The sequence below is a fragment of the Thiopseudomonas acetoxidans genome, assembly GCF_030362935.1.
Classification (GTDB): domain Bacteria; phylum Pseudomonadota; class Gammaproteobacteria; order Pseudomonadales; family Pseudomonadaceae; genus Thiopseudomonas; species Thiopseudomonas acetoxidans.
Genome location: NZ_JAUCDY010000010.1, coordinates 58,172 through 84,995, shown reverse-complemented (window position 1 = coordinate 84,995; position 26,824 = coordinate 58,172). Strand labels below are relative to the sequence as shown.

General features: G+C 50.6%; 22 protein-coding genes and 2 pseudogenes. 12 read left to right on the top strand and 12 right to left on the bottom strand.

Translation table 11 applies throughout. The features are described from left to right. Positions 1-33 precede the first annotated feature (33 nt). The 4 genes from QEZ41_RS09000 to murJ form a co-directional block, all read right to left on the bottom strand. Positions 34-1,527: an IS91-like element ISCR2 family transposase gene (locus tag QEZ41_RS09000; RefSeq protein ID WP_001120888.1), complete on the bottom strand. Its 1,494-nt coding sequence runs from the start codon at positions 1,525-1,527 to the stop codon at positions 34-36. A 111-nt stretch (positions 1,528-1,638) separates the two neighbouring features. Then, positions 1,639-2,967 carry a glutamine-hydrolyzing GMP synthase gene (gene guaA, locus QEZ41_RS08995; RefSeq protein ID WP_289411113.1) on the bottom strand — a complete coding sequence of 443 codons (1,329 nt, stop codon included), beginning with the start codon at positions 2,965-2,967 and terminating at the stop codon, positions 1,639-1,641. A 73-nt stretch (positions 2,968-3,040) separates the two neighbouring features. Further along, a complete protein-coding gene (gene guaB, locus QEZ41_RS08990) occupies positions 3,041-4,510 on the bottom strand; it encodes an IMP dehydrogenase (protein ID WP_289411112.1) in 1,470 nt (489 codons plus the stop codon). A gap of 166 nt (positions 4,511-4,676) precedes the next feature. Next, positions 4,677-6,236 carry a murein biosynthesis integral membrane protein MurJ gene (murJ, locus tag QEZ41_RS08985; protein WP_289411111.1) on the bottom strand — a complete coding sequence of 520 codons (1,560 nt, stop codon included), beginning with the start codon at positions 6,234-6,236 and terminating at the stop codon, positions 4,677-4,679. Between the two features lie 193 nt (positions 6,237-6,429). Here murJ and rpsT point away from each other — a divergent pair, with 193 nt between their 5' ends. Beyond that, entirely contained in the window at positions 6,430-6,705 is a 276-nt protein-coding gene (gene rpsT / locus QEZ41_RS08980) for a 30S ribosomal protein S20 (protein ID WP_289411110.1), read from the top strand. Between the two features lie 408 nt (positions 6,706-7,113). Here the strand turns inward: rpsT and thrC are convergent, their stop codons facing one another. The 3 genes from thrC to QEZ41_RS08965 are packed head-to-tail and all read right to left on the bottom strand — an operon-like array spanning position 7,114 to position 10,646. Further along, positions 7,114-8,523: a threonine synthase gene (gene thrC / locus QEZ41_RS08975; RefSeq protein WP_289411108.1), complete on the bottom strand. Its 1,410-nt coding sequence runs from the start codon at positions 8,521-8,523 to the stop codon at positions 7,114-7,116. Between the two features lie 36 nt (positions 8,524-8,559). Beyond that, on the bottom strand, positions 8,560-9,864 hold the full coding sequence (locus QEZ41_RS08970) for a homoserine dehydrogenase (RefSeq protein ID WP_289411107.1): 1,305 nt from the start codon (positions 9,862-9,864) through the stop codon (positions 8,560-8,562). A 59-nt stretch (positions 9,865-9,923) separates the two neighbouring features. Next, positions 9,924-10,646 (bottom strand): DsbC family protein, encoded by a 723-nt coding sequence (locus QEZ41_RS08965; RefSeq protein WP_289411106.1) that lies wholly within the window; start codon positions 10,644-10,646, stop codon positions 9,924-9,926. Positions 10,647-10,862: 216 nt separating this feature from the next. On the opposite strand from QEZ41_RS08965, the pseudogene QEZ41_RS08960 reads away from it, so the two are divergent. The 5 genes and pseudogenes from QEZ41_RS08960 to pgi form a co-directional block, all read left to right on the top strand. Further along, a pseudogene (locus QEZ41_RS08960) lies at positions 10,863-11,149 on the top strand (transposase); the annotation flags it as partial. Between the two features lie 108 nt (positions 11,150-11,257). Then, entirely contained in the window at positions 11,258-12,607 is a 1,350-nt protein-coding gene (gene miaB, locus QEZ41_RS08955; RefSeq protein WP_289411105.1) for a tRNA (N6-isopentenyl adenosine(37)-C2)-methylthiotransferase MiaB, read from the top strand. Positions 12,608-12,710: 103 nt separating this feature from the next. Beyond that, on the top strand, positions 12,711-13,175 hold the full coding sequence (gene nrdR / locus QEZ41_RS08950; protein WP_289411103.1) for a transcriptional regulator NrdR: 465 nt from the start codon (positions 12,711-12,713) through the stop codon (positions 13,173-13,175). Continuing rightward, complete coding sequence (gene ribD, locus QEZ41_RS08945; RefSeq protein ID WP_289411102.1) at positions 13,172-14,278, top strand: bifunctional diaminohydroxyphosphoribosylaminopyrimidine deaminase/5-amino-6-(5-phosphoribosylamino)uracil reductase RibD; 1,107 nt, start codon at positions 13,172-13,174, stop codon at positions 14,276-14,278. Before nrdR ends, ribD begins: the two co-directional genes overlap by 4 nt. A 349-nt stretch (positions 14,279-14,627) precedes the next feature. Then, complete coding sequence (gene pgi / locus QEZ41_RS08940) at positions 14,628-16,298, top strand: glucose-6-phosphate isomerase (protein WP_289411101.1); 1,671 nt, start codon at positions 14,628-14,630, stop codon at positions 16,296-16,298. Here the strand turns inward: pgi and QEZ41_RS08935 are convergent. After that, the gene (locus tag QEZ41_RS08935; protein ID WP_289411100.1) at positions 16,287-17,363 is read right to left on the bottom strand and encodes an RNA-guided endonuclease InsQ/TnpB family protein; all 1,077 of its coding nucleotides are present in this window, start codon (positions 17,361-17,363) and stop codon (positions 16,287-16,289) included. The two genes, pgi and QEZ41_RS08935, sit on opposite strands and share 12 nt — an antisense overlap. Positions 17,364-17,553: 190 nt before the next feature. Then, a complete protein-coding gene (locus QEZ41_RS08930; protein WP_289411099.1) occupies positions 17,554-18,399 on the bottom strand; it encodes an NAD(P)H-hydrate dehydratase in 846 nt (281 codons plus the stop codon). A gap of 251 nt (positions 18,400-18,650) precedes the next feature. On the opposite strand from QEZ41_RS08930, the gene QEZ41_RS08925 reads away from it, so the two are divergent. The 3 genes from QEZ41_RS08925 (at position 18,651) to QEZ41_RS08915 (ending at position 20,714) form a co-directional block, all read left to right on the top strand. Continuing rightward, entirely contained in the window at positions 18,651-19,565 is a 915-nt protein-coding gene (locus tag QEZ41_RS08925) for an SPFH domain-containing protein (protein ID WP_289411098.1), read from the top strand. Continuing rightward, on the top strand, positions 19,566-20,015 hold the full coding sequence (locus QEZ41_RS08920; protein WP_289411096.1) for an NfeD family protein: 450 nt from the start codon (positions 19,566-19,568) through the stop codon (positions 20,013-20,015). It begins immediately after the preceding gene. 141 nt (positions 20,016-20,156) lie between these two features. Further along, the gene (locus tag QEZ41_RS08915) at positions 20,157-20,714 is read left to right on the top strand and encodes an FtsZ/tubulin family protein (RefSeq protein WP_289411095.1); all 558 of its coding nucleotides are present in this window, start codon (positions 20,157-20,159) and stop codon (positions 20,712-20,714) included. Positions 20,715-20,800: 86 nt separating this feature from the next. On the opposite strand, the gene QEZ41_RS08910 is transcribed toward QEZ41_RS08915, so the two are convergent. Further along, positions 20,801-21,493: a lytic transglycosylase domain-containing protein gene (locus QEZ41_RS08910; RefSeq protein WP_289411094.1), complete on the bottom strand. Its 693-nt coding sequence runs from the start codon at positions 21,491-21,493 to the stop codon at positions 20,801-20,803. Positions 21,494-21,696: 203 nt separating this feature from the next. Between QEZ41_RS08910 and QEZ41_RS08905 the strand changes: the two genes are divergently transcribed. From QEZ41_RS08905 to QEZ41_RS08895, 3 genes are all read left to right on the top strand, one after another. Continuing rightward, the gene (locus QEZ41_RS08905; protein WP_289411093.1) at positions 21,697-22,068 is read left to right on the top strand and encodes a hypothetical protein; all 372 of its coding nucleotides are present in this window, start codon (positions 21,697-21,699) and stop codon (positions 22,066-22,068) included. 115 nt (positions 22,069-22,183) lie between these two features. Next, positions 22,184-22,630, top strand: a complete 447-nt coding sequence (locus QEZ41_RS08900; protein ID WP_289411092.1) for a bacteriohemerythrin — start codon at positions 22,184-22,186, stop codon at positions 22,628-22,630. 2 nt (positions 22,631-22,632) lie between these two features. Then, on the top strand, positions 22,633-23,943 hold the full coding sequence (locus QEZ41_RS08895) for a ComEA family DNA-binding protein (RefSeq protein ID WP_289411119.1): 1,311 nt from the start codon (positions 22,633-22,635) through the stop codon (positions 23,941-23,943). Positions 23,944-23,986: 43 nt separating this feature from the next. On the opposite strand, the pseudogene QEZ41_RS08890 reads toward QEZ41_RS08895, so the two are convergent. Next, a pseudogene (locus tag QEZ41_RS08890) lies at positions 23,987-24,343 on the bottom strand (transposase); the annotation flags it as partial. A gap of 266 nt (positions 24,344-24,609) precedes the next feature. Beyond that, positions 24,610-26,793: a heavy metal translocating P-type ATPase gene (locus QEZ41_RS08885; protein ID WP_289411091.1), complete on the bottom strand. Its 2,184-nt coding sequence runs from the start codon at positions 26,791-26,793 to the stop codon at positions 24,610-24,612. Between the last annotated feature and the right edge of the window lie 31 nt (positions 26,794-26,824).

Genomic DNA, 26,824 nt, shown 5'->3' with positions numbered 1-26,824 from the left:
CATTTTGATTGGTATCGTTGGCCTTCAGGCTCGTCAGTCAAACAGACCCAGGAGCAGCTCAGCCGGTGGCGCCCGGCTTTCGGGTAACGCCCTGGTCCCGCTGGTTTCGGCTTTGTGCTTCAGGTGATCAAGGATCTGCTTGATCACTATAGGGTCTTCAATGCAGGCGATGACTTTCATGGCGCCGCCGCAGCCGCTGCAGGTCTCGATGTCGATATTGAAAACACGCTTGAGCCGTTGCGCCCATGTCATCGACGCTCGCCGTTGTGCTGGTGTTGCCGGTTCATCAGCCACCCTGACCTTGTTGCCCCTGCCCCGTTTTGCCGGCGTGACCAACGCCCGGTGCCGACTGTTGGGTGCGAACACCCCGTGGAAGCGGGTTAGGTTGACTCTGGGCTTCGGTACCAGGGCGGCCAGCCTTGCAATGAAATCCAATGGTTCGAAAATGACGTGCGTGGTGCCGTCCCGGTACGGCGTCTTGAGCTGGTAGCGCACGTTGCCGCCTCGTGTTAACGACAGCCGCTTCTCGGATACCGCCGGGCGGCTGATGTACCGGCACAGCCGTTCGAGCTTCTTGCGTTCATCGGCCCTGGCCGCCACGCCGGCGTGCAGGCTGGACCCGGCTACCTTGCCAATCCCGTCACCGAACGGATCACCACTGGTCGGCAGAGTTTGCAAAGTGAACACCTTTCGCCCCGCCTGTGAACCGACAGCGATACGGTAAGTGATCGAGTGCCCCAGCAGGGGTGTCATCGGGTCGTCATCCACCGCATCCGAGGCCAGATAGCTGTTTTCGACATCCCGTTCCAGCAGGCCTTGCCGTTCCAGATAGCGACCCACCCGGTGGGCGATGGTGTGCGTCAGCTGGGTGAGCTCTGGGCTGGTCGGCGCCTTGACCCAGCGGAAACGCGCTGAGCCGTGGGATTGCTCGACATACACACCGTCGAGAAACAGCATGTGGAAGTGAACATTCAGATTGAGCGCCGATCCAAAACGCTGGATCAGGGTGACCGCGCCCGTCTTGGCCACTTGGTGGGTATGGCCCGCTTTCTTGACCAGGTGCGTGGCAATGACGCGGTAAACGATGCCCAGCACCCACCCCATGATCTCGGGCCGGCTGGCAAACAGGAAACGCAGCTGAAACGGGAAGCTCAACACCCACTGACGCATGGGTTGTTCAGGCAGTACTTCATCAACCAGCAAGGCGGCACTTTCGGCCATCCGCCGCGCCCCACAGCTCGGGCAGAAACCGCGACGCTTACAGCTGAAAGCGACCAGGTGCTCGGCGTGGCAAGACTCGCAGCGAACCCGTAGAAAGCCATGCTCCAGCCGCCCGCATTGGAGAAATTCTTCAAATTCCCGTTGCACATAGCCCGGCAATTCCTTTCCCTGCTCTGCCATAAGCGCAGCGAATGCCGGGTAATACTCGTCAACGATCTGATAGAGAAGGGTTTGCTCGGGTCGGTGGCTCTGGTAACGACCAGTATCCCGATCCCGGCTGGCCGTCCTGGCCGCCACATGAGGCATGTTCCGCGTCCTTGCAATACTGTGTTTACATACAGTCTATCGCTTAGCGGAAAGTTCTTTTACCCTCAGCCGAAATGCCTGCCGTTGCTAGACATTGCCAGCCAGTGCCCGTCACTCCCACTCAATCGTCGCCGGTGGTTTACTGGATACGTCGTAGACGACGCGCGAGACGCCTTCAATTTCTTTGATGATGCGCGAAGAAACCTTCTCTAACAACTCATAAGGCAAGTGCGCCCAACGTGCTGTCATAAAATCAATGGTTTCCACCGCGCGCAAAGACACCACCCACGCATAACGGCGCTGATCGTTGACCATGCCCACGGATTTGACTGGAATAAATACCGCAAATGCCTGGCTGGTTTTTTCATACCAACCGGCAGCGCGCAACTCTTCAATAAAGATATGATCTGCTTGGCGCAGTAGGTCGGCGTATTCTTTTTTGATTTCACCCAAAATACGCACACCCAAACCAGGACCCGGGAACGGATGACGGTAAACCATGTCATGCGGCAAGCCCAGCTCCACACCCAGCCTGCGCACTTCGTCTTTAAACAGCTCACGCAGCGGCTCTACCAGCTCGAACTTCATGTCCTCTGGCAGTCCACCCACGTTGTGGTGCGACTTGATTGTATGTGCTTTGCCGTGCTTCATCGCCACGGACTCAATCACGTCTGGATAAATCGTACCCTGAGCTAGGAAATCGATGCCTTCCAACTTGGCGGCTTCCTCATCGAACAGCTCAATAAAAGTGCGGCCAATGATTTTGCGCTTTTCTTCTGGGTCGCTAACACCCTTAAGCAAATCTAAATAGCGCTGCTCGGCATCCACGCGAATCACTTTAACGCCCATATTTTCAGCGAACATCTGCATCACCTGATCGCCCTCATGCAAACGCAGCAGACCGTGGTCGACAAACACGCACGTGAGCTGGTCGCCAATCGCGCGGTGCAACAATGCCGCAACCACTGAGGAGTCCACCCCACCAGACAAGCCTAACAACACTTTTCGCTCGCCCACTTGCGCGCGTACTTTAGCGATTGCATCGGCAACAATATTAGCTGGTGTCCACAGCGCCTCACAGCCGCAATCCTGTAACACAAACTGCTCTACTAATGCCGGCGTGGTTTTGTCATAGGCAGCTTGAATTTTAATTTTCTGCGCCAGTTGGCTCACGTCATAACCAATGCTCAACACCGGCACTTGCAAGTCAAACAAGCAAGCTGGCGGCTGCACATTGGTCGTTAACGGTTCAGTGGTAGGATCGTCCGACAAAATCACCCCACAAGGATTGAACGCCTTAATGCTGGCACCGTCCACATCAAAAGGATGAATCTCACAATACACACCCGCACTGCGCACCTTGCGTGCAATTAACTGGGTGTACTCAGAACCAAAATCCAAAACCATAATGCGTTGTGCGTGAATATCTTGTCCGGCCATGCTGTTACTCTCAAAATTCTCTATACATTCGGTGAAAACAACAAACCGCCAATTCGGCGGTTTGTTGTGCGGTTTAACTAACGCGGTAGTTTGGCGCTTCCTTGGTGATCTGCACGTCATGTACGTGCGACTCCGCCATCCCTGCGCCCGTAATACGGGCAAACTCAGGTTTACTGCGCATTTCTTCAATCGTCGCGCAGCCGGTGTAGCCCATGGCAGCACGCAACCCACCCATCAACTGGTGGACAATCGCTGACATAGAGCCCTTATATGGCACACGACCTTCAATACCTTCTGGCACCAACTTTTCTGCACCGCCGGTTGAGTCTTGGAAATAGCGATCAGACGAACCTTGCGCCTGCGCCATTGCCCCCAAAGAACCCATACCACGATACGACTTGTAAGAGCGGCCTTGGAACAGCTCAATTTCACCTGGCGACTCTTCAGTACCGGCAAACATCGAGCCCATCATTACGCTGTCTGCACCCGCCACAATGGCTTTAGCCAAGTCACCGGAGAAACGAATACCGCCATCGGCAATCATCGGCACGCCTGTATCTTTTAGCGCCTCAGACACATTAGCAATAGCTGTAATTTGCGGCACGCCCACACCCGCAACAATACGCGTGGTACAAATAGAGCCTGGGCCAATACCCACTTTTACCGCATCAGCACCTGCCTTGACCAAATCCAAAGCCGCTTCTGCCGTAGCGATGTTGCCACCAATAACCTGTACGTCTGGGAAGTTTTGTTTAACCCAACGCACACGGTCCAATACGCCTTTAGAGTGGCCATGAGCGGTATCCACCACCACCACATCCACACCGACAGCAGCCAAGGCGCGAATGCGCTCTTCGGTGTCTGCACCCGTACCCACAGCCGCACCAACGCGCAAGCGACCTTGCTTGTCCTTGGAGGCTAAGGGATAGCTTCTGGCTTTTTCAATGTCGCGGAAAGTTACCATGCCGCGCAACTGAAACTGCGCATTGACCACCAGCATTTTCTCGATGCGGTGCTCATACAGTTTGGCTTTGATTTCTTCCAAACCAGTACCTTCTTGCACGGTCACTAGTTTGTCTTTAGGCGTCATAATCGCCGCTACGGTATCGCACGTATTTGGGGTAACACGCAGGTCACGCCCCGTAACAATACCCACCAACTGCCCGTCATCAACCACTGGAAAACCTGAAAAACCAAGCTCTTCTGTTTGCTTGAGCAGGTCAAGGATTTTCATATCGGAGCTAACGGTAACTGGATCATGAACAATAGCTGTTTCGTAGCGCTTAACCTTGCGCACTTCAGCCGCTTGTTGCTCAATGGTCATATTCTTGTGAATAATACCGATGCCGCCTTCTTGCGCCATGGCAATGGCCAAACGAGCCTCAGTCACTGTATCCATAGCTGCCGATAGCAGCGGTATATTAATCTCGATCTCACGCGTCAGCCGTGTTTTCAACACAACATCCTTGGGCAAAACTTCGGAGTAACCGGGAATAAGTAAAACATCATCGAAAGTCAAAGCTTTTTGACTAATACGCAGCATAATCTGTGCTCCCAAACGGGATAAATTGAAGCGCAAAATTATAGCCTGATCCGCGCCTATTCTCAACGGGGGAAATTTGAGAATTTATGAATGCGCTGAATACAGCTGGCGAATACACAGGCGTTTCTTCTGTCTTTCCTTAGCGTTTATCGTGTCAGTCCTAACGTCAACGACCAACACGCAAATGGCGCGCGCGCATGCCGCCAGCAAACAGAGTTAACGCAAACACAGCAATGCCCGCACCAACCAACACAGTCACCCAGCCAACACGCTGCTGCCAGCCCCAAGCCAGCCAATCCTCGATAGGCACATTAAGCCAAAAAACCACCGCCAGCATCAGCGCACAGGCCAGCAACAACCTTAGCGCAAACACACCCCAACCCGCCGCTGCTCGGTAGACACCCGCCTTGCGTAGCCCCCACAGCAACAAACTAGCATTAAGCATGCCCGACAAAGAGGTCGCCAGCGCCAGCCCCACATGCTGCAGCGGCCAAATTAAAATCAGGTTCATTACCATGTTTGCCACCATGCAAGTCACTGCAATGCGCACAGGTGTTCGCATATCCTGACGCGAGAAAAAGCCCGGCGCCAACACCTTAATTAACATGAACGTCAGTACGCCCAACGAATACGCCCGCAGCGCACCAGCCGACTGCTGCACATCCTGAGCGGTCATTTCACCATAATAAAACAGCGTCGCAATCAATGGCTCGGCCAACACACCCAAGGCCAAAGCAGCGGGCACGCCGACCAAAAGCACCATGCGTAACGCCCAATCCATAGTACCGGAGAAAGCTTTAGGATCTTGCGCCGCATGCTGGCGTGACAGCGCAGGCAAAATCACCGTACCCACCGCAATACCAAATGCACCCAATGGCAGCTCAGATAAGCGATCGGCGTAATACAGCCAAGACACACTGCCTGTCACCAAAAATGACGCCAGCACAGTGTCTAACAGCAGGTTAATCTGACTCACGCCCACGCCAAACAAGGCAGGCAACATCAGCAGCATAATCCGTCGCACACCTTCATCATTACGCTTGAGTTTGGGCGCAGGCAATAAACGGATTTGCCATAAAAAAGGCAGCTGAAAAAACAGCTGCGCCACACCCGCGATAAACACACCCCAAGCCAAGGCCATAATCGGCTGCTCAAACCAAGGTGACAACAATACTGTTGCGCTTATCATAGACACATTGAGTAGCACAGGGGTAAACGCCGGCACCGCAAAGCGTCCATAGCTATTTAAAATACCGCCACAAAAAGCGGTTAACGACACCAGCATCAAATAAGGGAACGTGATGCGCAGCAACTCGCCTGCAAGCTGTAGCTTTGCAGGCTCGTTATGGAATCCCGGCGCAAACAGCATTATTAGATAAGGTGAAAGCACCACACCTAAAGCGGTAATACCCGTTAAAACCAAACCCAGATAACCTGCAGTGCGGTCTACCAGCTGTTTTACATCGGCCAAAGTACGTTTTTGTCTATATTCTGATAACACGGGCACAAAGGCTTGTGCAAAAGCGCCTTCGGCAAATAAGCGGCGCAAAAAATTAGGGATTTTAAAGGCGATAAAAAAAGCATCGGCCGCAGGGCTGGAGCCAAAGTAGCCAGCAATCACCACATCACGCACCATGCCCAGCACGCGCGAGAGCATCGTCATCACGCTAACTACCGCGCTGGAGCGCAATAAGCTACTTTTCTTCTCAGCCTTGGATTCCTGCATAACCGCCTCGTCGTTAAATCAGTGCGCATTGTAGACGCACAACAGTATCAGCGTGAAGGGCTAAGTGGGCTGTAACCGCACCACAGAATGCAGTTTGTTTACATATCTCGCTTGACAAAGCCAAGACAAGTCGGCATCATCTGCGACCTAATTTTTGTTTATCTACTTGTAGAAGTATTCGAGGAGTTCGACTGTGGCCAACACACCTTCTGCCAAAAAACGCGCCAAACAGGCTGAGAAGCGTAACAGCCACAATGCCAGTCTGCGTTCAATGGTACGTACCCATATCAAAAACGTAGTCAAGGCTATTGACAGCAAAGACTTAGCAAAAGCGCAAGCGGCTTACGCTAAAGCAGTACCTGTCATTGACCGTATGGCCGACAAAGGCATTTTACACAAAAACAAAGCTGCTCGTCATAAGAGCCGCCTGAACCAACACCTAAAAGAGTTGAGTCAAGCTGCCGCTTAATCGCACAAGCACAATAAAAAACCGGCCTTAGCGCCGGTTTTTTATTGTCTATCTGTTGGACGTTTTCTTCTACTGGAGCCCTGCTTCTGGGTGATGCGGACCCGTTATAAGACTCTAAGCTGCAAGCTGGTACGGACAATGTGGGACCTGACTTGTCAGGGAACCAGTATCCGCCTGTTGCACTAAGCCAAACACCCTACCCAGACTTAAAAGCAAAAAGCTTCCCCGACAAGTCGGGTCCCACAAAAGCAAAGCTCAAGCTCTTGGGCCAGCTGATAGTCCAATCGCGCAAAAGTTGCGCTCCCACAGAGACAGAGCCTGTATCAAAACCTGTGGGAGCCCAACTTCTGGGCGATGCGGATTACAAAGGTTTCGCGTGGACATTTATGCCCGCGCGTGCACTATAAGTTATAACGGCTTACCACGGTTGCCGTGCTGGCTGACAAAATCCTGCACGGTTTTTAGGTCATTTGCCAACACCGTACAACGTTCTTGACGCTCAAACAAATCAGCCATATGCGGTGGTAGCTGTGGAGCTGCACCCGGAACCGCCTTCTCCACCGCCTCTGGGAATTTAACCGGATGCGCCGTGCCCAACGTCACCATTGGCACAGACATACTGCGACGACATTCACGCGCTGCATGCACACCAATAGCCGTATGCGGATCAAGCAACTCTCCACATTGCGCATACACCTGGGCAATGGTTTGACAGGTTTGCTCATCATCCACCGCTAGCGAGTCAAACAGCTTACGCACCTCAGTCCAGCGACTATCCTCTACAGACAACTGTCCCGTAGCACGGAAACTGTTCATTAGCTCCGCCACCAAAGCACCATTACGGCCGTGCATATCAAACAGCAAGCGCTCAAAATTGGACGACACCATAATATCCATGGACGGTGACAACGTCGGATGCAGGGTATCTTTGTGGTAACGGTTCCCACTCATAAAGCGGTGCAAAATATCATTACGGTTAGTCGCCACAATCAGCTGATTAATCGGTAAACCCATATTGCGCGCTAAATAGCCTGCAAAAATATCACCGAAATTACCCGTCGGCACCGAGAAACTCACCGAACGATGTGGCGCGCCCAACTGCAGCGCAGCATGAAAGTAATAAACGGTTTGCGCCATGATGCGCGCCCAGTTGATGGAGTTCACCGCCACCAAACGCGTACCCTTCAAGAAACTCTGATCAGCAAAGCTGTCTTTAACCATTTCCTGACAATCATCAAAGTTACCTTCAACGGCGATATTATGAATGTTATCGCTAATCGCGCTGGTCATCTGCCGACGCTGCACTTCTGAAACACGCTCATGTGGATGCAGAATAAAAATATCCACATTCTCACAACGGCGGCAACCCTCGATCGCAGCAGAGCCGGTATCGCCCGAAGTCGCGCCCATGATAACCACACGCTCCCCACGCTTGGTCAGGATATGATCCAGTAAACGGCCTAGCAGCTGCAGCGCAAAGTCTTTAAACGCCAGCGTTGGACCATGGAACAACTCCAACACCCACTCATTGCTGTCAATTTGACGCAAAGGTGCCACAGCCTTGTTCGCAAAAACACCATAGGTATCTTGCAAGATAGCTTTGAAATCAGCATCGCTGATACTGCCCGCCACAAAGGGACGCATCACTTCAAACGCCAGCTCATGATAGGGCAAACCAACCCAAGACTGCATCTGCTCCAGCGTAAAACGAGGCAGATTTTCGGGTACATAAAGACCGCCATCGCTAGCTAGACCCGCCAATAACACTTCTTCAAAATTCATCGCCGGCGCTTGGCCGCGAGTACTGATATAACGCATGTTCATAAACCTTTGTTAGGCGTTGTACTGAAAAAATTAATCAAGCTGCTCAACGCGGATACGTACCACTGGATTAATCACGCTATCCACAGCCTCAAGCGCAGCAATTGCTTCAATCATGCGCGCCTCCACCACACGGTGCGTGAGTAAAATAATTGGAATCAAGCCATCATGCTCTTCCGCTTCTTTCTGCATGATCGAAACAATGTTAATACCACGCTCAGACAGAATAGTAGCCACCTGCGCCAACACACCCGGATGGTCCTGCGCTTTTATACGCAAGTAATACGCGGACTCACACTGCTCAATTGGTAGCACTGGATAATCTGACAAAGCATTCGCTTGGAACGCTAACGCAGGCACACGCTCGCCTGGCTCGGTTTCCAGCGTACGCGCCACATCAATAATATCAGCCACAACCGCAGATGCCGTCGGTTCCATACCAGCACCCGCACCGTAATAAAGCGTGCTGCCAACCGCGTCACCATTAACCATCACCGCATTCATCACACCATTCACATTAGCCAGCAGCTGTTCAACAGGAACCAAGGTCGGATGCACACGCAGCTCAATGCCCTGCTCGGTTTTGCGCGCCACACCCAGATGCTTAATGCGGTAGCCAAGCGCTTCGGCGTAATTCACATCTTCAGTGGTTAGCTGGGTAATGCCCTCGGTATAGGCTTTCTCGAACTGCAATGGAATACCAAAAGCCAGCGAAGCCAAAATAGTGAGCTTGTGCGCTGCATCAATGCCTTCCACATCAAAGGTCGGATCCGCTTCAGCGTAGCCCCGCTCTTGCGCCTCTTTAAGCACATCTTCAAAGGTACGGCCCTTTTCACGCATCTCAGTCAGAATAAAGTTGCCCGTACCGTTAATAATTCCTGCCAGCCAGTTAATGCGGTTCGCCGCCAAGCCTTCACGGATAGCCTTAATAATAGGAACACCACCCGCCACAGCCGCCTCAAAACCAACCATCACGCCCTTCTCTTGCGCCTTGGCAAAAATCTCATTGCCATATACCGCAATCAAGGCTTTGTTGGCTGTAATAACGTGCTTGCCGTTTTCAATAGCCCTAAGCACAAGCTCTCTGGCAACTGTATAACCGCCAATCAACTCAACCACAACATCGACATCTGGGTTGTCAGCAACCGCGAAGACATCATCGGTGACGGGCACATCGCCAGTATCACACAGAGGATTATTTGAGCGCGCAGCAACCTGCACCACTTCTATCGTACGTCCTGCGCGACGAGTAATTTCCTCGGCATTGCGCTTCAGTACATTAAAAGTGCCGCCACCCACGGTGCCCAAACCACAAATTCCTACCTTAACTGGTTTCACGCTGCGCTAACCTCTCTAAAATAAAATAGGCAGCCCTAGGGCCACCACTGTTATTCAACTTAATTTTTAATCACACGAGCAGCTAATTGCTCTGCCGGCAAATAACCAGGCAACAACTCTCCGCTGTCTAAAATAATTGTCGGCGTTCCTTGAACACCAAACACACGCCCCAAAGCAAAGTGTTTGTCTATAGGGTGTTTACAAGTTTTTTGCTCAATGCGTTGCTGGCGCTTGGCTTGCGTCATTGCCGCTTGCGGATCATCGGCGCACCAAATACTCACCATGGTGTTATAAGTATTCCCCGTCAATCCTTGGCGCGGATAAGCTAGGTAACGCACTTCTATACCAAGCGCGTTGAGTTGCTCAACCTCAGCATGCAGCTTTTGACAATAACTGCAATCCACGTCGGTAAATACCGTAATACTGGCACGCTTATTCTTGGCTGGGAAAATGACCATCTCATCCTCCGCCAGTGTTTTCAATTTAGCCGCTTGTAGTTTTTGCTGTGCCTGTTCGGTTAAATTAACTGCCGCATCATCCTGCACCTGATAAAGCTGTCCGTGCAAAATATACTCGACCGCCTCATCCACATATAAAAACTGCCCACCACGGACCTGCACCTGAAACCAACCTGACTTAGCCGCAGGACTGACCTGCTCTATCACCAAGTCGGGCTGCAAGCGTAACAACTGCTTACGCACAAAATCCGTACTTGATTCCGCCCAAGCAAAACCCACACTGAGCAGCAAAACCGCTACGAGTTTAAATACCTGCCTAAGCATCTGCGCAACCCCTAAATAAAAGTGTCAATTCTAACACATTTCATTATGGGATTCCCCCCTTCAAACGCGCTTATTTTCAACACACATCATATGTAGAACAAGCCTTTTGGCCGATTGCCGCGAACCCCTGTCAGACCCACACCAACCCTAACATACAAGGTCGCGCCTTTAGGGCGACATGTCAGCCTAAAGGCATGACCCACATGGACAACCACCAATAAAAAGCAGCTGTTTCAGCTATTTGCTGATGAGCACCACCTTGAAGTGGTCATAAAAATCATTACAGCCAGCCACTTGCCCAAAGCGCTCACCAAGGTAAAAGCCTTGGGGAAAACGCTGAAAAATACGCCCAGAGCATCCTTACCTACTTCGACCGGCCAGGAACCAGCAACGGGCGAGTTGAGCACTTGCGTGGCACGGCTCTGGGCTTTAGAAATTTAGCCTACTATATCGCTAGGTGCTTGCTGAAGTCAGGAGGGTTTAGCAATCAGCTACACCCTTAAATGCGAAGGGCCCGTTTTAATCAAGAAATTTTATGCGTGTCTTTGCTGCAGCGCACCTGCAGCTTTATACTATGCGGCTTTGTGAATCTCAGTGGGCGTAACTTAACTATGGTCAAAAATCTTTATATTGAAACGCACGGATGCCAGATGAATGAGTACGACAGTTCGCGCATGATCGACCTGTTAAATGAGCACCAAACAATGCAAGTAACTCAGGATCCAGCTGCGGCTGATTTGATTTTGCTTAATACCTGCTCCATCCGTGAAAAGGCACAGGATAAGGTTTACTCCCAGCTGGGTCGCTGGCGTGAGCTAAAGCTTGCCAACCCTGAGCTTATTATCGCCGTGGGCGGCTGTGTCGCCAGCCAAGAAGGTAAAGCGATTCGTGAGCGGGCACACTATGTTGACGTGGTGTTTGGCCCACAAACCCTGCATCGTTTACCGGAAATGATTGCCGCTGTACGCAGCACAGGCAAGCCACAGGTAGACGTCAGCTTTCCTGAGATTGAAAAATTCGACCGCTTACCTGAACCCCGTGTTGATGGACCTACGGCTTATGTTTCAATTATGGAAGGCTGTAGCAAATACTGTGCGTTTTGCGTCGTGCCCTATACTCGTGGCGAAGAAGTCAGTCGCCCTGTGGCTGATGTGCTGGCTGAAATTAACCATCTGGCGGGTCACGGCGTGCGCGAAGTTACCTTGCTGGGGCAAAACGTAAACGGTTATCGCGGTGAGCTGGACGTTAACGGTGTGGGGCAGGTAGTTGATTTAGCAGAATTACTGCAGATGGTGTCGGAAATAGAAGGTATTGGCCGGATTCGTTATACCACCTCACACCCACTCGAGTTTTCCGATGCGCTCATTGAAGCCCATGCCAGTATTCCCAAGCTAGTACGTACACTCCACCTGCCTGTACAGTCAGGCTCAGATCGCGTGCTGGCAAACATGAAGCGTAACCATACCGCCTTAGAATACAAATCACGTATCCGCAAACTAAAAGCCGCCGTACCTGAGATGTTAGTTAGTTCTGATTTTATTGTTGGCTTCCCCGGCGAAACCGAAAAAGACTTTGAGCAAACCATGCAACTGGTGAACGACGTAGGCTTCGATTTTTCCTATTCTTTTGTCTACAGCCCCCGCCCGGGTACACCCGCTGCCGAATTGCCAGACAACACGTCGGAAGTAGTAAAAAAAGAACGCTTAAATATTCTGCAGCAGCGTTTGCAACAACAGGGTTTTGAATACAGCCGCCGTATGGTGGGCGAAACGCAACGGGTGCTGGTCTCTGACTACGCCAAAAAAGATCCGGGGCAGTTGCAAGGTCGCAACGAGTTCAACCGTGTAGTTAACTTCCGCTGCGATAACCCTTTGCTGATCGGTAAATTTATCGACGTGGAAATCATGGAAGCCAAACCCTATTCTTTGTTAGGCAGGTATATTGAAGGCAGTGAATACTAGGCTGGGAAACCAGCCTAGCTGCAACCCTTGCGCGCTATCATTTTGCTTTACGCGTGAATAGGCTAACATCAGTACTCCTAGATAACTTACAGGATTCGCTCTCATGTATTGTCCATTTTGCGGCGCTGTTGACACCAAGGTCGTTGATTCGCGCTTAGTTGCCAATGGCGACCAAGTGCGTAGAAGGCGCGAATGCCTTTCGTGCGAGGAGCGTTTCACGACCTTTGAAACCGCTGATCTGATTATGCCGCGTCTAATCAAGCAAGACGGCAGCCGCCAGCCTTTTGATGAAAACAAGCTGCGCGCGGGTATGCTCAGAGCCTTGGAAAAACGTCCGGTAAGTTTAGAGCGACTTGAAGAAGCCGTGGCTCGCATCAAGCGAAAACTGCGCGCCAAAGGCGAGCGAGAAATCGAATCCCTTACGATTGGCGAGCTGGTGATGAACGAATTGCGTAAGCTTGATGAAGTTGCCTATATACGTTTCGCCTCTGTTTACCGTCGCTTCCAAGATCTGAATGAGTTTCGTGAAGAAATTGAGCGGATGGCACAAGAGCCGGCGCAAGAATGAATGATCACGCCTATATGGCCCGTGCCCTGCAATTGGCAGCGCAGGGTCTGTATTCCACGCATCCCAATCCACGCGTTGGCTGCGTGATTGTCAAAGATGGAACCATTGTTGGTGAAGGCTGGCATCAACTGGCTGGCACCGCCCACGCTGAAGTACATGCCTTGCGGGCTGCTGGCACACAGGCACAAGGTGCAACAGCCTATGTCAGTTTAGAGCCCTGTAGCCATCAGGGCCGCACACCACCCTGCGCAGAAGCACTTATTCAAGCGGGCATTGCTCGTGTTGTCGTTGCCATGCAAGATCCTAATCCGCAAGTGGCCGGTCAAGGTTTACAACGCTTAACTCAGGCCGGAACTGGAGTACAGGTTTTAACTGGTGCACTAAGTCAGCAGGCTGAGCAGCTTAATCGAGGTTTTGTCAAACGCATGCGCTCTGGACTGCCATGGGTGCAGGTTAAGCTCGCCATGAGTTTGGATGGCCGTACAGCTATGGCCAGCGGTGAAAGCCAGTGGATTACCGGCGCGCAAGCGCGCGCTGATGTACAACGTTTAAGGGCTCAGGCCAGTGCTATTATCAGCGGGGCCAATACAGTATTAACCGATAATGCACGACTCACCGTGCGCGCTAACGAACTGGATTTACCTGAACTAGAAAAGCACTGGGCGTTGCAACGCCCACCGATGCGGGTGCTGGTGGACAGTCGTTTACGTGTACCACAAGAGCATGTGTTTTTTCAGGCACCACAAGCTTGGCTGGCCAGTTATCAAGCGCCGCAACAACTAGCCACTGATGCACAGTGGCTTCATGTTCCTGAGCAAAATGGACACATTGATTTAACCCAAATGCTGAAAATTCTCGCTCAAAAGCACAGGATCAACGAAGTACTGGTAGAAGCCGGACCCCAGCTAGCAGGTGCTTTTTTACAGGCGGGGCTGGTCGATGAGTTGATTGTGTATATAGCTGCCAAGTTACTTGGTAGTCAAGCCAACCCTTTATTTACCCTGCCCTTGAATAAAATGGCTGAAGCTGTTGAATTAGAAATTCAAGACATTCGCGCCATCGGCGCTGACTGGCGCATCACTTGCGGTATAAAAAGCACTTAATAGCGCCACACTGCTAAGAAGCCTCTGAATAACTACCTGCGTAGCTACCACTGCGTTAAAAACGTACTCACAATCTTTAGATTGAACGTGCTTTAGCACGGCCCCGAAGGGGGAGCGAAGCGAATAAAATGCTCATTTACTCGGTGTAAACTGCGCTTTTTCGCACGTTTTGACTCGCTAGTGCTCACCCTTCGGGCCAGCCTTTGGCTGTTACTCCCGTTGGTCGTTGCGCCTTGTGTTAGCGTCCTCGGTAACGTTATCCAGAGGTTCCCTAATCCTTTCAGTTGTTATTATCAAACAGCTGCTTAATAATGAATAAGCAACCCCAGCATTATTAAGGACATCCAGCATGCACTATCAGAACCCACGCAACAGTTCTCAACTTCCCGCATGGCTCGCTTTGCAGACGCACCGTCTACAGATGAACAACTTCAATATGCAAGCGGCTTTTACTGCTCACCCGCAGCGCTTTAGTAAGTTTTCTATTGAGCATGAAGGAGTAGTGCTGGACTTTTCTAAAAATCTAATCGACGAACAGACGTTGCAATTGCTCATCCAGCTCGCACAGCAGTGCCAACTCGATAGTGCCATTGCCGCTATGTTTCGTGGCGATTGCATTAATAGCACCGAACAGCGCCCTGCACTCCACGCAGCACTGCGCATGCCCGCCGACAAACAACTGCTGTTAGATGGCGTTGATATTGTTGCGCAGGTGCAACAAGCGCATGCAAAGATGCACAATTTGGTCGAACAGGTGCATAGCGGCAGCTGGCTAGGTTATACCGGCAAGCGCATTACAGATGTGGTTAATATTGGTATTGGCGGCTCTTTTCTAGGCCCACAATTAGCGGTTGAAGCACTGCAGCCTTTTTCACTAAACAAAGTCAACTGCCATTTTTTAGCCAATATTGATAGCAGCGCGTTTTATCAACTGAGCCGACAGCTGGACCCTGAAACCACTTTATTTATTATTTCCAGTAAATCCTTTGGCACCCTAGAAACACTAAAGAACGCTTTAGCCGTACGTCAGTGGCTGCTGAATCTTGGCTGCAGCACGGCAGATTTAAGCAAACACTTTGTCGCGGTTTCCAGCAATACGGACAAGGCGATTGAGTTTGGTATCGATCCAGCCAATATCTTGCCTATGTGGGACTGGGTGGGTGGTCGTTATTCGCTTTGGTCAGCCATTGGCCTGCCGATTGCTTTAACCGTTGGCATGGATAACTTTAAGCAGATGCTAGCCGGCGCACACAGCATGGATCAGCACTTCCAACAGGCGCCCTTCGCAGAGAACATGCCAGTAATCATGGCGCTGCTAGGCGTGTGGTACGTGAACTTTTGGGGCGCGCGCAGTCAGGCCGTGCTGCCCTATGATAATTACCTGCAAAGTTTGCCAGACTATCTGCAACAGCTGGATATGGAGTCCAACGGTAAACAAGTGCGCCACGACGGCAGTCCCTTGGGATACGACAGTGGTCCGGTTATCTGGGGTAATATCGGTACTAACGGCCAGCATGCCTATCATCAGCTATTGCTGCAGGGAAGCCAGTTAATTCCAGCCGACTTTATTATTGCGGTTAACAGCCAAAACCCTATTGCTGACCATCAGCAATGGTTGTACGCCAACTGCTTGTCACAGAGCCAAGCACTGATGTGTGGTAAAAAAAGGCAGGCCGTAGAGGACGAGCTACGTGAAAAAGGTTGCACTGAAGATGAGATTTTGCGTTTGGCGCCACACAAAGAAATCCTAGGTAACCGACCCAGCAACAGCCTTATTCTTGATCAACTGGACCCCAAGCGTCTTGGCGCGCTGATCGCGCTGTATGAACACAAAGTGTATGTGCAAAGTGTAATCTGGGGCGTTAACGCCTTTGATCAGTGGGGTGTAGAGCTGGGCAAAGAGCTAGGCGATAAGATTTACCAGCTACTTAACCAACCCCAGAAACAGGCCGCAACCGACGCTTCAACTCAAGGGCTGATTAAGCTATACAAAGACAAATTGACATCCTCACCGCCCTAAAGAGGCGGTGATTCCTACAGCTAGACGGCCATGCCCGACCGCGAGAATGTTTCGTGCCGCATTAACATCACGGTCATCGTGGGTGACACCACACCCGCTGCACGTCCATTCTCTGATTCCAAGCCCTGCGATACCTCTCGGCCTGCTATCGGGCAGTGCGCCACAACAGCTACAGGTTTGGGTGGTGTATGCCTCGTTCACTTCCTTAAAAACAATGCCAGCGTGATCGCTTTTATACTTCAGCATTGTTTTTAATTGACCCCAGCCAGCGTCCAACACTGACTTGGCCATCTTGGTTTTAACGAGTTTTAAACTACTGACATTGCCGACATAGATTTCACCGCAGCGGTTGACCAACGTGCGACTGAACTTGTGCAGCGTATCTTTTCTACGGTTAGCAATCTTGGCGTGAATGGTTTTGACTTGAGTTTTATTTCTAGCCCGTTGTGCTATGGCTAATTTTTCCTCAAGACCGCGATAGAAGCGACCCGCCTCCAGCTTTGTGCCGTCCGAGCAGGTGGCTGTGTCGGTTAAGCCAAGATCAATACCGATACGGTCTTGTCCTGCTGATATCTCGGTTTCTACATCCACCACCACATTGAAGTACCAGCGGCCACGGGCATCTTCATTGAAGCTGGCAGAGCGAAACCTATATTGGCTCAAGCCGTAGCTATCCCACACGCCAAAATAATGACCGTTGAAATAGACTTGCCCCGATTTCCATTGAGCCGCACCTGTATTGACGGGTATCCAGCCCAATGAGCGCCTAACGCCACTCGACTTGCGCCAGTTCAGCCGCGCCTTCTTAAACTGCTTGCGGCGCGTGACATACTCAACTGCAATACGCTGCACTGTTTGACTGTGTAGCCCTAAGTCCTTACCTGCGCCATTGGTATACTTCTGAACATCATAGGCCGACAAAAACACACCACGCTCTTTAATCGAGCGCTGACTTAATTCATTGACAAAGTTCCAGACGAAATTGACGCTTCGTGCCATGCTGTTTAGCAGCGGCACATGCTTATCTTTCACTCGAACTTTGAGCGTTTTGGTGTGCTTTATCATGCTGTATATAATACCAGTATGCGCTCGCACTGCAAAGACTTTAACGACCTGTTCAGGGGCAGCTTACGCAGCCCTCGCTATCCATCCTCGCACTCAAAGTACGAGGCTTTCCGCGATTTTGGTAAATTCTTAGGCAAGCAAGACTGCAGCCTAAGCCTAACTCAAAGGCTTAGGCTGTTTTTCGTACGGCTCAACCCGTGATTGGACATAGCTGTTCTAATTCTTGGCGCATAGGGGCGAGCAAATCGCCTGCTGCCGCCCCACGGCCGTAAACGGCAAGTTTCTCTCCCGCCTTCGCGTGGATATAAACCGCTAAACAGCACGCCTCAAACAGCTCCATGCCTTGAGCAACCAACGCAGCTATGACACCGCCCAGCACATCACCAAACCCCGCACCGGCCATAACAGGATGACCCTGCTGACAAAGGCAGATACGCTGTTCTGAATTAGCAATCACAGTATGAGCACCTTTGAGCACCACCACAGCTTGATATTTATGTGCGATGCTAAGCGCGCTTTGTTCGCGTTGCGCTTGAATTTCTGTCACTGAGCAATTGAGTAAGCGTGCCGCTTCGCCCGGATGAGGCGTTAATATCCAAGCACTCTGGGTAGGTCGGCGTCGATAATCCTGTGCCAGCAGATTAAGGGCGTCAGCATCCCAAATTTGCGCTACCTCAGTACAAGCGACTGCAGCCAACAAAGACGTAGCCCAATCATCTTGTCCTAAGCCTGGCCCGACCAGTACCACGCTAGCCTGCACCAACAAAGGCTGTAACTCTGCGGCTTGCAGTACTGCACGCACCATGATCTCAGGTTGACGCGCAAGGCTGGCACTGACATGCTCCGGCCAAGTCGCCAAGCTCACTAAGCCTGCGCCCAGTCGTAAGCAACTTTGCGCAGCCAGCAAACTCGCACCACCCATACCCGCGCCGCCGGCAACGATTAGTGCATGACCAAGCAGCCCCTTATGGCAATCACTTACTCGCCGCGCAAGTGACGGCAATGTCGCTGGGGTAAGAATAGTTGTGTTATGCATAACTAGACAGCCTGAATCGTCCTTTAGCCGATGGGGATGTGCCCACTTTTGTTCTTTTGCCTACAGCGGGTTTCACAGTACATCAATTAAAATTCCCGCCCCGTTTCTTTTAATCTGAATAAGGTTGATAATTACACAAAACCTAAAGAGTTAAACTGACTGCAGCCACAGCTGTGATGCACAGGGCGTAACGCTTTTTCTACACTTCTTAAACCGTTTCTGGTTTGAGGAAGCACTTTTAGAGGTCACATATGGACTCAATACTAATACTTTTTGGCCTGCTGGCTATACTAGCCATCGTTTTTTTCTCCGCTGGCGTCAAGGTGGTTCCGCAAGGTCAGCAATGGACTGTTGAGCGCTTCGGGCGTTACACCCAAACCTTGGAACCAGGTTTGGGCTTAATTATTCCTTTTATCGACCGTATTGGCTTCAAATTATCGATGATGGAGTCTGTGCTTGATGTGCCCTCACAAACAGTAATCTCCAAAGACAACGCCGCAGTCACCGCTGATGGTGTGTTGTTTTACCGTATCTTAGACGCCTCCAAAGCCGCTTATCAGGTAACCAATCTAACCTACGCCATCATTAACCTTACCGTCACCAACCTACGTTCGGTATTGGGCTCAATGGAGCTGGACCACATGCTGTCCAACCGTGAGGAAGTTAACGAGCGCCTCTTGTCAGCCGTGGATTTAGCCACCGCACCTTGGGGTATTAAAGTTACCCGCATTGAAATTCGCGACCTGAGCATGTCACCTGCACTACAAGAAGCAATGAACCTACAAATGACCGCTGAGCGCCATCGTCGTGCCGTAGTTACCAAAGCCAACGGTGATAAAGAAGCAGAAATACTGCAAGCAGAAGGTTTACGCCAAGCGGCTATCCTGCGTGCTGATGGTGAAAAACAAGCCGCTTTTTTAATCGCCGAAGCACGTGAGCGTGAAGCACAAGCCGAGGCACAGGCTACCAAAGATGTTTCTGAGGCCATACGCGAAGGAGACGTACATGCTATTCAGTACTTCCTCGGCTTAAAATATATCGAGGCCTTACAAGAGATTGGTAAAGGTGATAACAGCAAGCTCGTGCTGATGCCGCTAGAAGCCGCTGGCGTAACCGGCGCAGTCGCTGGGATTACCGAGTTACTGAAAAACTCGCAGGGCAAATAAATGCTTGAATCACTTTTCGATTCCTACTGGTACTGGTTTTCTTTAGCTACATTACTGTTGCTACTGGAAATTATAGTACCGGGTATTTTTTTGCTTTGGCTGGGCGTTGGTGCAAGTTTTGTCGGCGTCTTTTTATTGCTTTTCCCACAAGCCGGTCTTGCTTGGCAGCTTTTTGCATTAATTGTCAGCATCAGTGCAGCGGTGGCTTTAGGCCTAAAGTGGCAAAAAAGAATTCTCAAATCTCAGCCCACGACACTCAACTTAGGCCTAGAAGGCTATCTTGAACGCACAGCAGTGGTCAGCCAAGCTTTTAGCCAGGGACGCGGGCGCGTCAGTATAGATGACAGCTCGTATCCTGCCATTTGCGCCGAAGACTGCACCCTAGAGGTAGGCCAAGCAGTGGTTATTGTGGCCACTCAAGAAACAAGTTTTGTGGTGGCTGCAAAGTGAATCTGGGCGACACAGTATTTACAAGACCGGCTGCATAGCTTATGTTAGCCCTCTTTCACAGCTCATTGATCTGTATAGCGATACTCATGGGTAGAGTTGGCTATACTTAAGTATATTTCGCGTTCCGAATGGAGATCCAGCATGCGTAAAACCTTAGTTATGGGGCTTGGCGGTGCCGGCATGAATATTGCCAAACACGTTAAAGATAAAGTTGGCTGCGATATTTTAGCCGTTAATACTAACGCTGAAACTTTGGCCGCAAGCCCGTTTTCTCAGCGTTTACAAATTGGCCCAAGTAGTTGTGCTGGTAAAGCCGCTAAATCATTAATGCGCGGCCAGCTTGCTGCTGAAGAATCTCTTGAAGATATTAAGCAATCAATTAAAGGCGCAGATCGTTTGATTCTGCTAGCCGGATTAGGTGGCGGTACAGCTACGGGCGCTGGTCCAATCATTATCGATTTAGCTCTTTCTATGGGCATGGAAGTGGTTTTAGTTGCCACCTTACCGTTCGAGTTTGAAAGTGTGCAACGCGCTACAGCCATGCAAGCACTGCCAGACTTAGAAAAGAAAAACATCAAAATGATTTTGCACGACCACGCCAAAGCATTAAAAGATGGCGGTGCGGGCAAAGCCTTAACTGATTACTACAATAAGGCTTCAGAAAGCATTGCAAAAGACGTTGCAGAGTTACTAAAGTAACGTCATCGCAAAACGCAAAAACGCAGGCTCAGACCTGCGTTTTTTTATTACTAAAACTTTTTTATCGCAACCGCTTATCGTCTCTGCTAGCTTTCATGTGCATAACGCCGTGCCAATATCGCAACCCGCTCCACATAGGCTTGAGTCTCAGCATAGGCCGGCACTCCTTTATGCCGCCTAACAGCTCCTGGACCCGCATTATAGGCTGCTGTGGCTAGGCGTACGTCATGATTAAAGCTTTGTAATAGCTGCGCTAAATAACGCACCCCACCCTCAATGTTATCTTCAGGGTTAAATGGACTTTTTACACCTAACTCCTGCGCTGTCGCTGGCATTAGCTGCATCAATCCTTGCGCACCTGCGCGAGATTTTGCTTGCGGGTTAAAAGCGGATTCTGCGTGAATTACAGCTTTCACCAAAGCAGGGCTGACGCTATATTGCTGCGCGTAAAAAGCGATCGCATCCTCGTAGCGCCCACGAAACAGCGGCGTCGTCTCCCAGTTCACCTGAGAGCCTATTTTACAGGCATAGCAATCGAAACGTACTAACTCATAACTACGGTTAACAGGCTGACGATCACTAAACGACAACACACCTTGCGCGTTACGGTACTTATAAAACGTCTTGCTGGGTGCTTTCGCCGACGCTTTGGCAGTATCCACCTGACGAAATTCAATCTTGCCATCGGCATGCACTATTTTCTGGAACTCTGCAGCAACACAATTCCCAGCCAGCATCAGCCCCATGAAGACCGAGTAAAAAAAAGTTTTGCTCTGCATAAACAAAGAACCCTATTAAACACCCGCGCAAGTATACAAACTTAACGCAATAAACATAGGTGATCCGGTTAATGCTTTGGCAATTTTAATACATGATGCAACTCACCCTAAAGCTGCCGCACACTAAAGCGACATCAAGACGCAGCAATTGAGGGCGGGGGCGTGCTAGTCTTACGTAAAGAGCTTCGAGTAAGGTGGGCGGTGTGAGCAACAACTTAATTGATCGCAGTATAGATACACTTCGTTCGCGCTCAATGTTGTTTCTACTCGCGGGCATAGTATTGGGCTGGTTGTTTTTTGCTCAGCCCACTATTGATAACCACCTATATCTGGAAATTATCAATCAAGATGAAATTATGATCGACTCCATTCGTATGGAGTTTGGCTTTGATCTTAACCAGTCAAATCTGCTTACTCTACAGCTTAAACCTAATGAGCATCGCAACTTGGTACTCAACCATCCTCCGGGTAAAGGCTTCAACGTTGAAGTGCATTACCATGATGGGCATGTGCAAAGCTTTTGCGCCAACCGCAACATACTCGAGCCAAAACAACAGCTAAAACTGAAGCGGTGACAGAGGAAAGGTGCAAACATCACATTAAAGTAAAGCAACTAACTGCTATACTTTACCGCTTATCTAGCGCAAATTCTTCTGAATTATATTTAAAGCATTTTACAAGGGGTATTTAATGGCACATTTAAAGTGGACCAGTGATCTAAATACTGGCATTGAAGTCATTGATAACCAACACAGACGTATTGTCGACTACATTAACGCTCTCTATGATGCATCTCTTACGCAAAACCGCGACGAAATTGCCAAAGTGTTAGAACAGTTAGTGGAGTACACCCTTTCACACTTTGCGTTTGAAGAGGAAATGCAGGCAGAAGCTGGCTACCCCTTTGTGAAAGCACACCAAAAAGTTCACCAATTGTTTGTGCGGCGTGTTAGTGAGTTTAAACAACGCTTCGAGCGTGGCGAAGATATCGCTGAGCCTTTACTGTCGTTACTCAGAACCTGGTTGATTAACCATATACGTCGTGATGATGCCGACTATGTGGACCTTGTTAAGAAAAACGTGCTCAAAATAGAGCCTAAGCCCGACAAAAAGTGGTGGAAACGTTTGTTTGCGTGAATATGGTTTTTTTTAACCTTGGTAAAAAAGATAAATACGGTAAGCAAAAGCGCATTGAGCATCGCTCAAAGAATTTACGCATCAGCCGTACCGGTGGCGTTGCCCTGCGTCAGCAAGCCAAAGTGGCGGGACTGACGATCACGGCTAATAGTAACCATGGTATGCGACTTTCAAAGCAGGTCGGTAAAGGTACGCAAGTGGCCTTACAAAATGGCCGTTTTGTGCTGCGTGGTCGCTATGGACGCGGGCCGATGCATCTAAACCTATCAAAAAGTGGCGTCAGCGTATCAGCACGCAACCCATTGGGAACCTTTAACTTGACCAAGCCCAATCGCTCGTCAGTTAAAATCGCCGGCGTGCAGTTACGGGGTAAAAAAGCAGCCAATATTCAAACGATCTTCATCCTGGGCATGTTACTGCTCCCTATACTGCAGGGACTTGCGCAGCTGCTGGGTTTTATTCTGCAAGCAACGGGCCGCGCATTGACTCACCTCTGGAACTGGATGACTAACCTGCCACAACAGTTCAGTGACGCTTTAATACGTCGGCGCAACAAAAAAATCAAAGCCCATCTCAGCCAGAGTGCGCAGCTCTTTAAGCCTCCCGTTAAACAATGGACTGCAGCACAGCTGCGTGCAGCTCTCTTATTAATGCTCACCGGCTGGGGGCGTGGTTTAACCGCTCAGGAAGCAGCAGCACATTTAGATCTGTATAAGCAGCAGCGCGTTACCACACAAAATGCAGCTCCGGAATTGAATATCAGCGCTACTGTGCTAAATGAAGTCGCTCAGCAATTAGAAACCGTACGTTGTGCACATCAAGAACACGTCTTTACCGATCCATACACCCTCACTGCTTTATTTGCACAGCAACTACTCCAGAGCGTTACCGAGCAAGAGCGTATCGATGCATTTCTCAATACCGATGACTGGGTTGTCGCAATCGATAAACGCACTGTGCTGCAAGAAGCACTGCTGGAAGTCTTCGCTGATTTTGCACAGATCAGCTTTGAAGCAAAAGGGCAGCACATCATCGTGCCACAGGCCACAGGCGCCCAAACACAGCACTATACAGCGACTACTGAGCACCCAAACAGCGCAATGTTTGCCCAGCCCACACCTGCAGACGATGGCTTAATCAATCTAAATACCGCCTCCTTTGAGCAACTGCGCACACTGCCGCATATTGGCTTTGATCGAGCACTGGACATTATGGCCTTAAGACCCATCTCTCATCTATCACAACTCAGGTCGATCAAGGGCATTGGCCCTGCGCGGCTGGCAGATATTCAACGTGCGGGGGTGACGCTTTGAAACACAGGTACAAATTAGCCCTTCGCATTTAAGGGTTTAGAAATCAGCTACACCCTCCTGACTTCAGCAAGCACCTGGCTATGTAGTAGGCTAAATTTCTAAAGCCCAGAGCCGTGCCACGCAAGTGCTCAAGTCGTCCGTTGCTGGTTCCTGGCTGGTCGAAGCAGGTAAGGATGCTATCCGCGTATTTTTTCAGCGTTTTCCCCAAGGCTTTTACCTCGGCGAGTGCTTTGGACAAGTGGCTAGCTGTAATGATATTTATAACCACTTGCATGAGTTTTTTACCACGCCTTCGATCCGGCTCGTTGTAGGCGCTGACCACCCGTTGTTACATACTCCAGGTGCAATCCGCTTCAAGGTGGTGCTCATCTGCAAATAGCTGAAACAGTTGCTTTTTATGGGTGGTTGTCCTTGTAGGTCACGCCTTTAGGCTGACATGTCGCCCTAAAGGGGCGACCTATATGAGCAGCTAAGCTCGGCAGGGTTCTCATCGCGCATAAGATGCGCTCCCACAGTCCCACAGTAAAGCAAAGCGGTTTGCACGCAGCCGGTCGCTTGGCACTGCTCTTGTGGGAACTTACATTTTCCAAGTTCCCCGACATTTTTCCAGCTGGCCAGATTTTTTCTACACCCTTAAATGCGAAGAGCCTCATAACATCACCAACCTTACTGCTTATGCAATCCAGCCAACTTCAGCAAACGCAGACTATTGAACGTCACCAATAGACTCGCACCCGTGTCGGCAAATACCGCCATCCACATAGTTGCCTCACCCGCTACAGCAAGCGCTAAAAAAACCGCTTTCAAGCCCAACGCTAAACCAATATTTTGTCGCAAGACGCGCATGGTTGCCTGAGACAGCTGCATCAGTTGTGGTACGCGGCGTAAATCATCATCCAACAGCGCAATATCGGCAGTTTCGATAGCGGTATCACTGCCCAAATTACCCATTGCAAAGCCAATATCCGCTTGCGCCAAAGCAGGCGCATCGTTAATGCCATCACCCACCATTGCCACACGCAAGCCCTGCTGCTGTAATTGTTTGATGGCTTGTAACTTATCGTCCGGAAATAATTGCGCCCGCGCCTCAGTAATCCCAGCCTCTTGCGCAATACGTTGCACGCTGAATTGATTATCGCCACTGAGCATCAAGGTTTTTATACCCAGCCTGTGCAGCTGTGCCACAGCCTGGGCGCTGGAATCTTTCAACGGATCCTGTACAGCAAACCAAGCTAATACCTGCTGCGTGCTAGCCAGCACACTGACGCTAAAGCCCTGCTGCTGTAAAGCAGTAACTGATTGGGTAATTGCAGTATCAAGTAGCCCCAAGTCATCTAGCATGTGTAGATTACCTAGGTAATACTCCATACCAGCAATTTTCGCACGTACGCCCTGCCCCGGTACGGCTGAAAAATCCGTGGCCACAGCAGCTTGTGTACTGCCTAAGCCCGCAAAAACAGCTTTCGACACGGGATGGTCAGAGCGCTGGGTCATGGCGGCAATCAAGGGTAATACCTGCTGTTCGTCCTGCACATAGTGGCTGTGCATCAGTTTTGGCCGCCCCTGCGTTAACGTGCCGGTTTTATCCACGACCACCACGTCTAGCTTATGCGCTTGCTCCAGATACACACCACCTTTAATTAAAATCCCCGCACGGGCAGCGCTCGTTAAAGCACTGACCACAGCCACTGGAGTCGAAATAACCAACGCACAAGGACAGGCGATTACCAGCAATACCAGCGCGTTATACAGCCAATCCCACCACGACAAGCTCAGCAAAATGGGCGGCAACAACGCCACCATAATTGCAATACCCACTACTGCGGGCGTATAGATACGCGCAAAGGCATCCACAAAACGCTGGGTGGGTGCTTGACTGCTTTGCGCCTCTTGCACGCGATGCATAATTTTGGCGAGCAACGTGTCATCAGCCAGTGCCGTAGTGCGATAGGTAATTTCACTGTGCGTATTTAACGTGCCGGCAAACAGCGCATCACCCTGTTTTTTATCGACTGGGATACTTTCACCAGTTATCGAGGACTGATCAAAGGCAGAGGCTCCCGCAACAATTTCCCCATCCAGCGCCACCCGAGCGCCCGGCGCTATGCGCACCAAACTGCCTACAGCGACCTCAGCAACCGGCTGGCTATGCCAATGACCATCTGTTTGCTGCACCAGTGCGTACTCCGGTGCCAGCACCATCAAACTGCGCACCGCATCACGCGCGCGCAACAATGAGTGGACCTCGATTCGCTCGGCCAAAGCAAAGAGAAAGGTCACCATAGCCGCTTCTGGCCAATGGCCAATAAAAAACGCACCCGTCACGGCAATGGACATTAAAGCGTTAATATTCAGATTACGGTTTAATACAGCGACCCAGCCTTTTTTGAGGATCGGCCAACCAATCAACGCCACACTGGCTAGCGCGACAACAAACACCAACCAGCTTGCCTTAAAAGCGAGCAACTCAAGCACCTCAGCTATCGCTGCTAAAACTCCCGCCAAAGCCAGCGCCCAAGTGCCATGCATATCTATTTTGCTCTGCACAGCTGTTTGCCCAGCCTGTAATGGCACGGCGCGCATATTCAACTCAGCAATAGCAGCGATAATGTCTGCCAAGCTGCCCGGCTGGTGCTGCACCTGCAACTGACGCTCAAGCAAATTAAATTGCAACGCACTGATACAGGATAAAGACTGCAACTTATCGCGAATCAGCTGTTCTTCTGTTGGGCAATCCATCTGCTCAATTTGCAGCACCGTTTTTAGTTGCCCGCTCGGCGCTGCTTGCGCATTCAAAGCTGGCTGCGGTTGTTGTAATTGAGGCTGACAGCACTCATCGGCTTTAGACATATTCGTCACCCACTGTGTTTGATGCTTAGGG

Excerpts from the sequence above, each read along its gene's own strand:
- QEZ41_RS09000 (WP_001120888.1), bottom strand. The coding sequence starts at position 1,527 with ATGCCTCATGTGGCGGCCAGGACGGCCAGCCGGGATCGGGATACTGGT.
- guaA (WP_289411113.1), bottom strand. The coding sequence starts at position 2,967 with ATGGCCGGACAAGATATTCACGCACAACGCATTATGGTTTTGGATTTT.
- guaB (WP_289411112.1), bottom strand. The coding sequence starts at position 4,510 with ATGCTGCGTATTAGTCAAAAAGCTTTGACTTTCGATGATGTTTTACTT.
- murJ (WP_289411111.1), bottom strand. The coding sequence starts at position 6,236 with ATGCAGGAATCCAAGGCTGAGAAGAAAAGTAGCTTATTGCGCTCCAGC.
- thrC (WP_289411108.1), bottom strand. The coding sequence starts at position 8,523 with ATGCGTTATATCAGTACTCGCGGCCAAGCGCCGGCGATGAATTTTGAA.
- QEZ41_RS08965 (WP_289411106.1), bottom strand. The coding sequence starts at position 10,646 with ATGCTTAGGCAGGTATTTAAACTCGTAGCGGTTTTGCTGCTCAGTGTG.
- miaB (WP_289411105.1), top strand. The coding sequence starts at position 11,258 with ATGGTCAAAAATCTTTATATTGAAACGCACGGATGCCAGATGAATGAG.
- nrdR (WP_289411103.1), top strand. The coding sequence starts at position 12,711 with ATGTATTGTCCATTTTGCGGCGCTGTTGACACCAAGGTCGTTGATTCG.
- ribD (WP_289411102.1), top strand. The coding sequence starts at position 13,172 with ATGAATGATCACGCCTATATGGCCCGTGCCCTGCAATTGGCAGCGCAG.
- pgi (WP_289411101.1), top strand. The coding sequence starts at position 14,628 with ATGCACTATCAGAACCCACGCAACAGTTCTCAACTTCCCGCATGGCTC.
- QEZ41_RS08935 (WP_289411100.1), bottom strand. The coding sequence starts at position 17,363 with ATGATAAAGCACACCAAAACGCTCAAAGTTCGAGTGAAAGATAAGCAT.
- QEZ41_RS08930 (WP_289411099.1), bottom strand. The coding sequence starts at position 18,399 with ATGCATAACACAACTATTCTTACCCCAGCGACATTGCCGTCACTTGCG.
- QEZ41_RS08925 (WP_289411098.1), top strand. The coding sequence starts at position 18,651 with ATGGACTCAATACTAATACTTTTTGGCCTGCTGGCTATACTAGCCATC.
- QEZ41_RS08920 (WP_289411096.1), top strand. The coding sequence starts at position 19,566 with ATGCTTGAATCACTTTTCGATTCCTACTGGTACTGGTTTTCTTTAGCT.
- QEZ41_RS08915 (WP_289411095.1), top strand. The coding sequence starts at position 20,157 with ATGCGTAAAACCTTAGTTATGGGGCTTGGCGGTGCCGGCATGAATATT.
- QEZ41_RS08910 (WP_289411094.1), bottom strand. The coding sequence starts at position 21,493 with ATGCAGAGCAAAACTTTTTTTTACTCGGTCTTCATGGGGCTGATGCTG.
- QEZ41_RS08900 (WP_289411092.1), top strand. The coding sequence starts at position 22,184 with ATGGCACATTTAAAGTGGACCAGTGATCTAAATACTGGCATTGAAGTC.
- QEZ41_RS08895 (WP_289411119.1), top strand. The coding sequence starts at position 22,633 with ATGGTTTTTTTTAACCTTGGTAAAAAAGATAAATACGGTAAGCAAAAG.
- QEZ41_RS08885 (WP_289411091.1), bottom strand. The coding sequence starts at position 26,793 with ATGTCTAAAGCCGATGAGTGCTGTCAGCCTCAATTACAACAACCGCAG.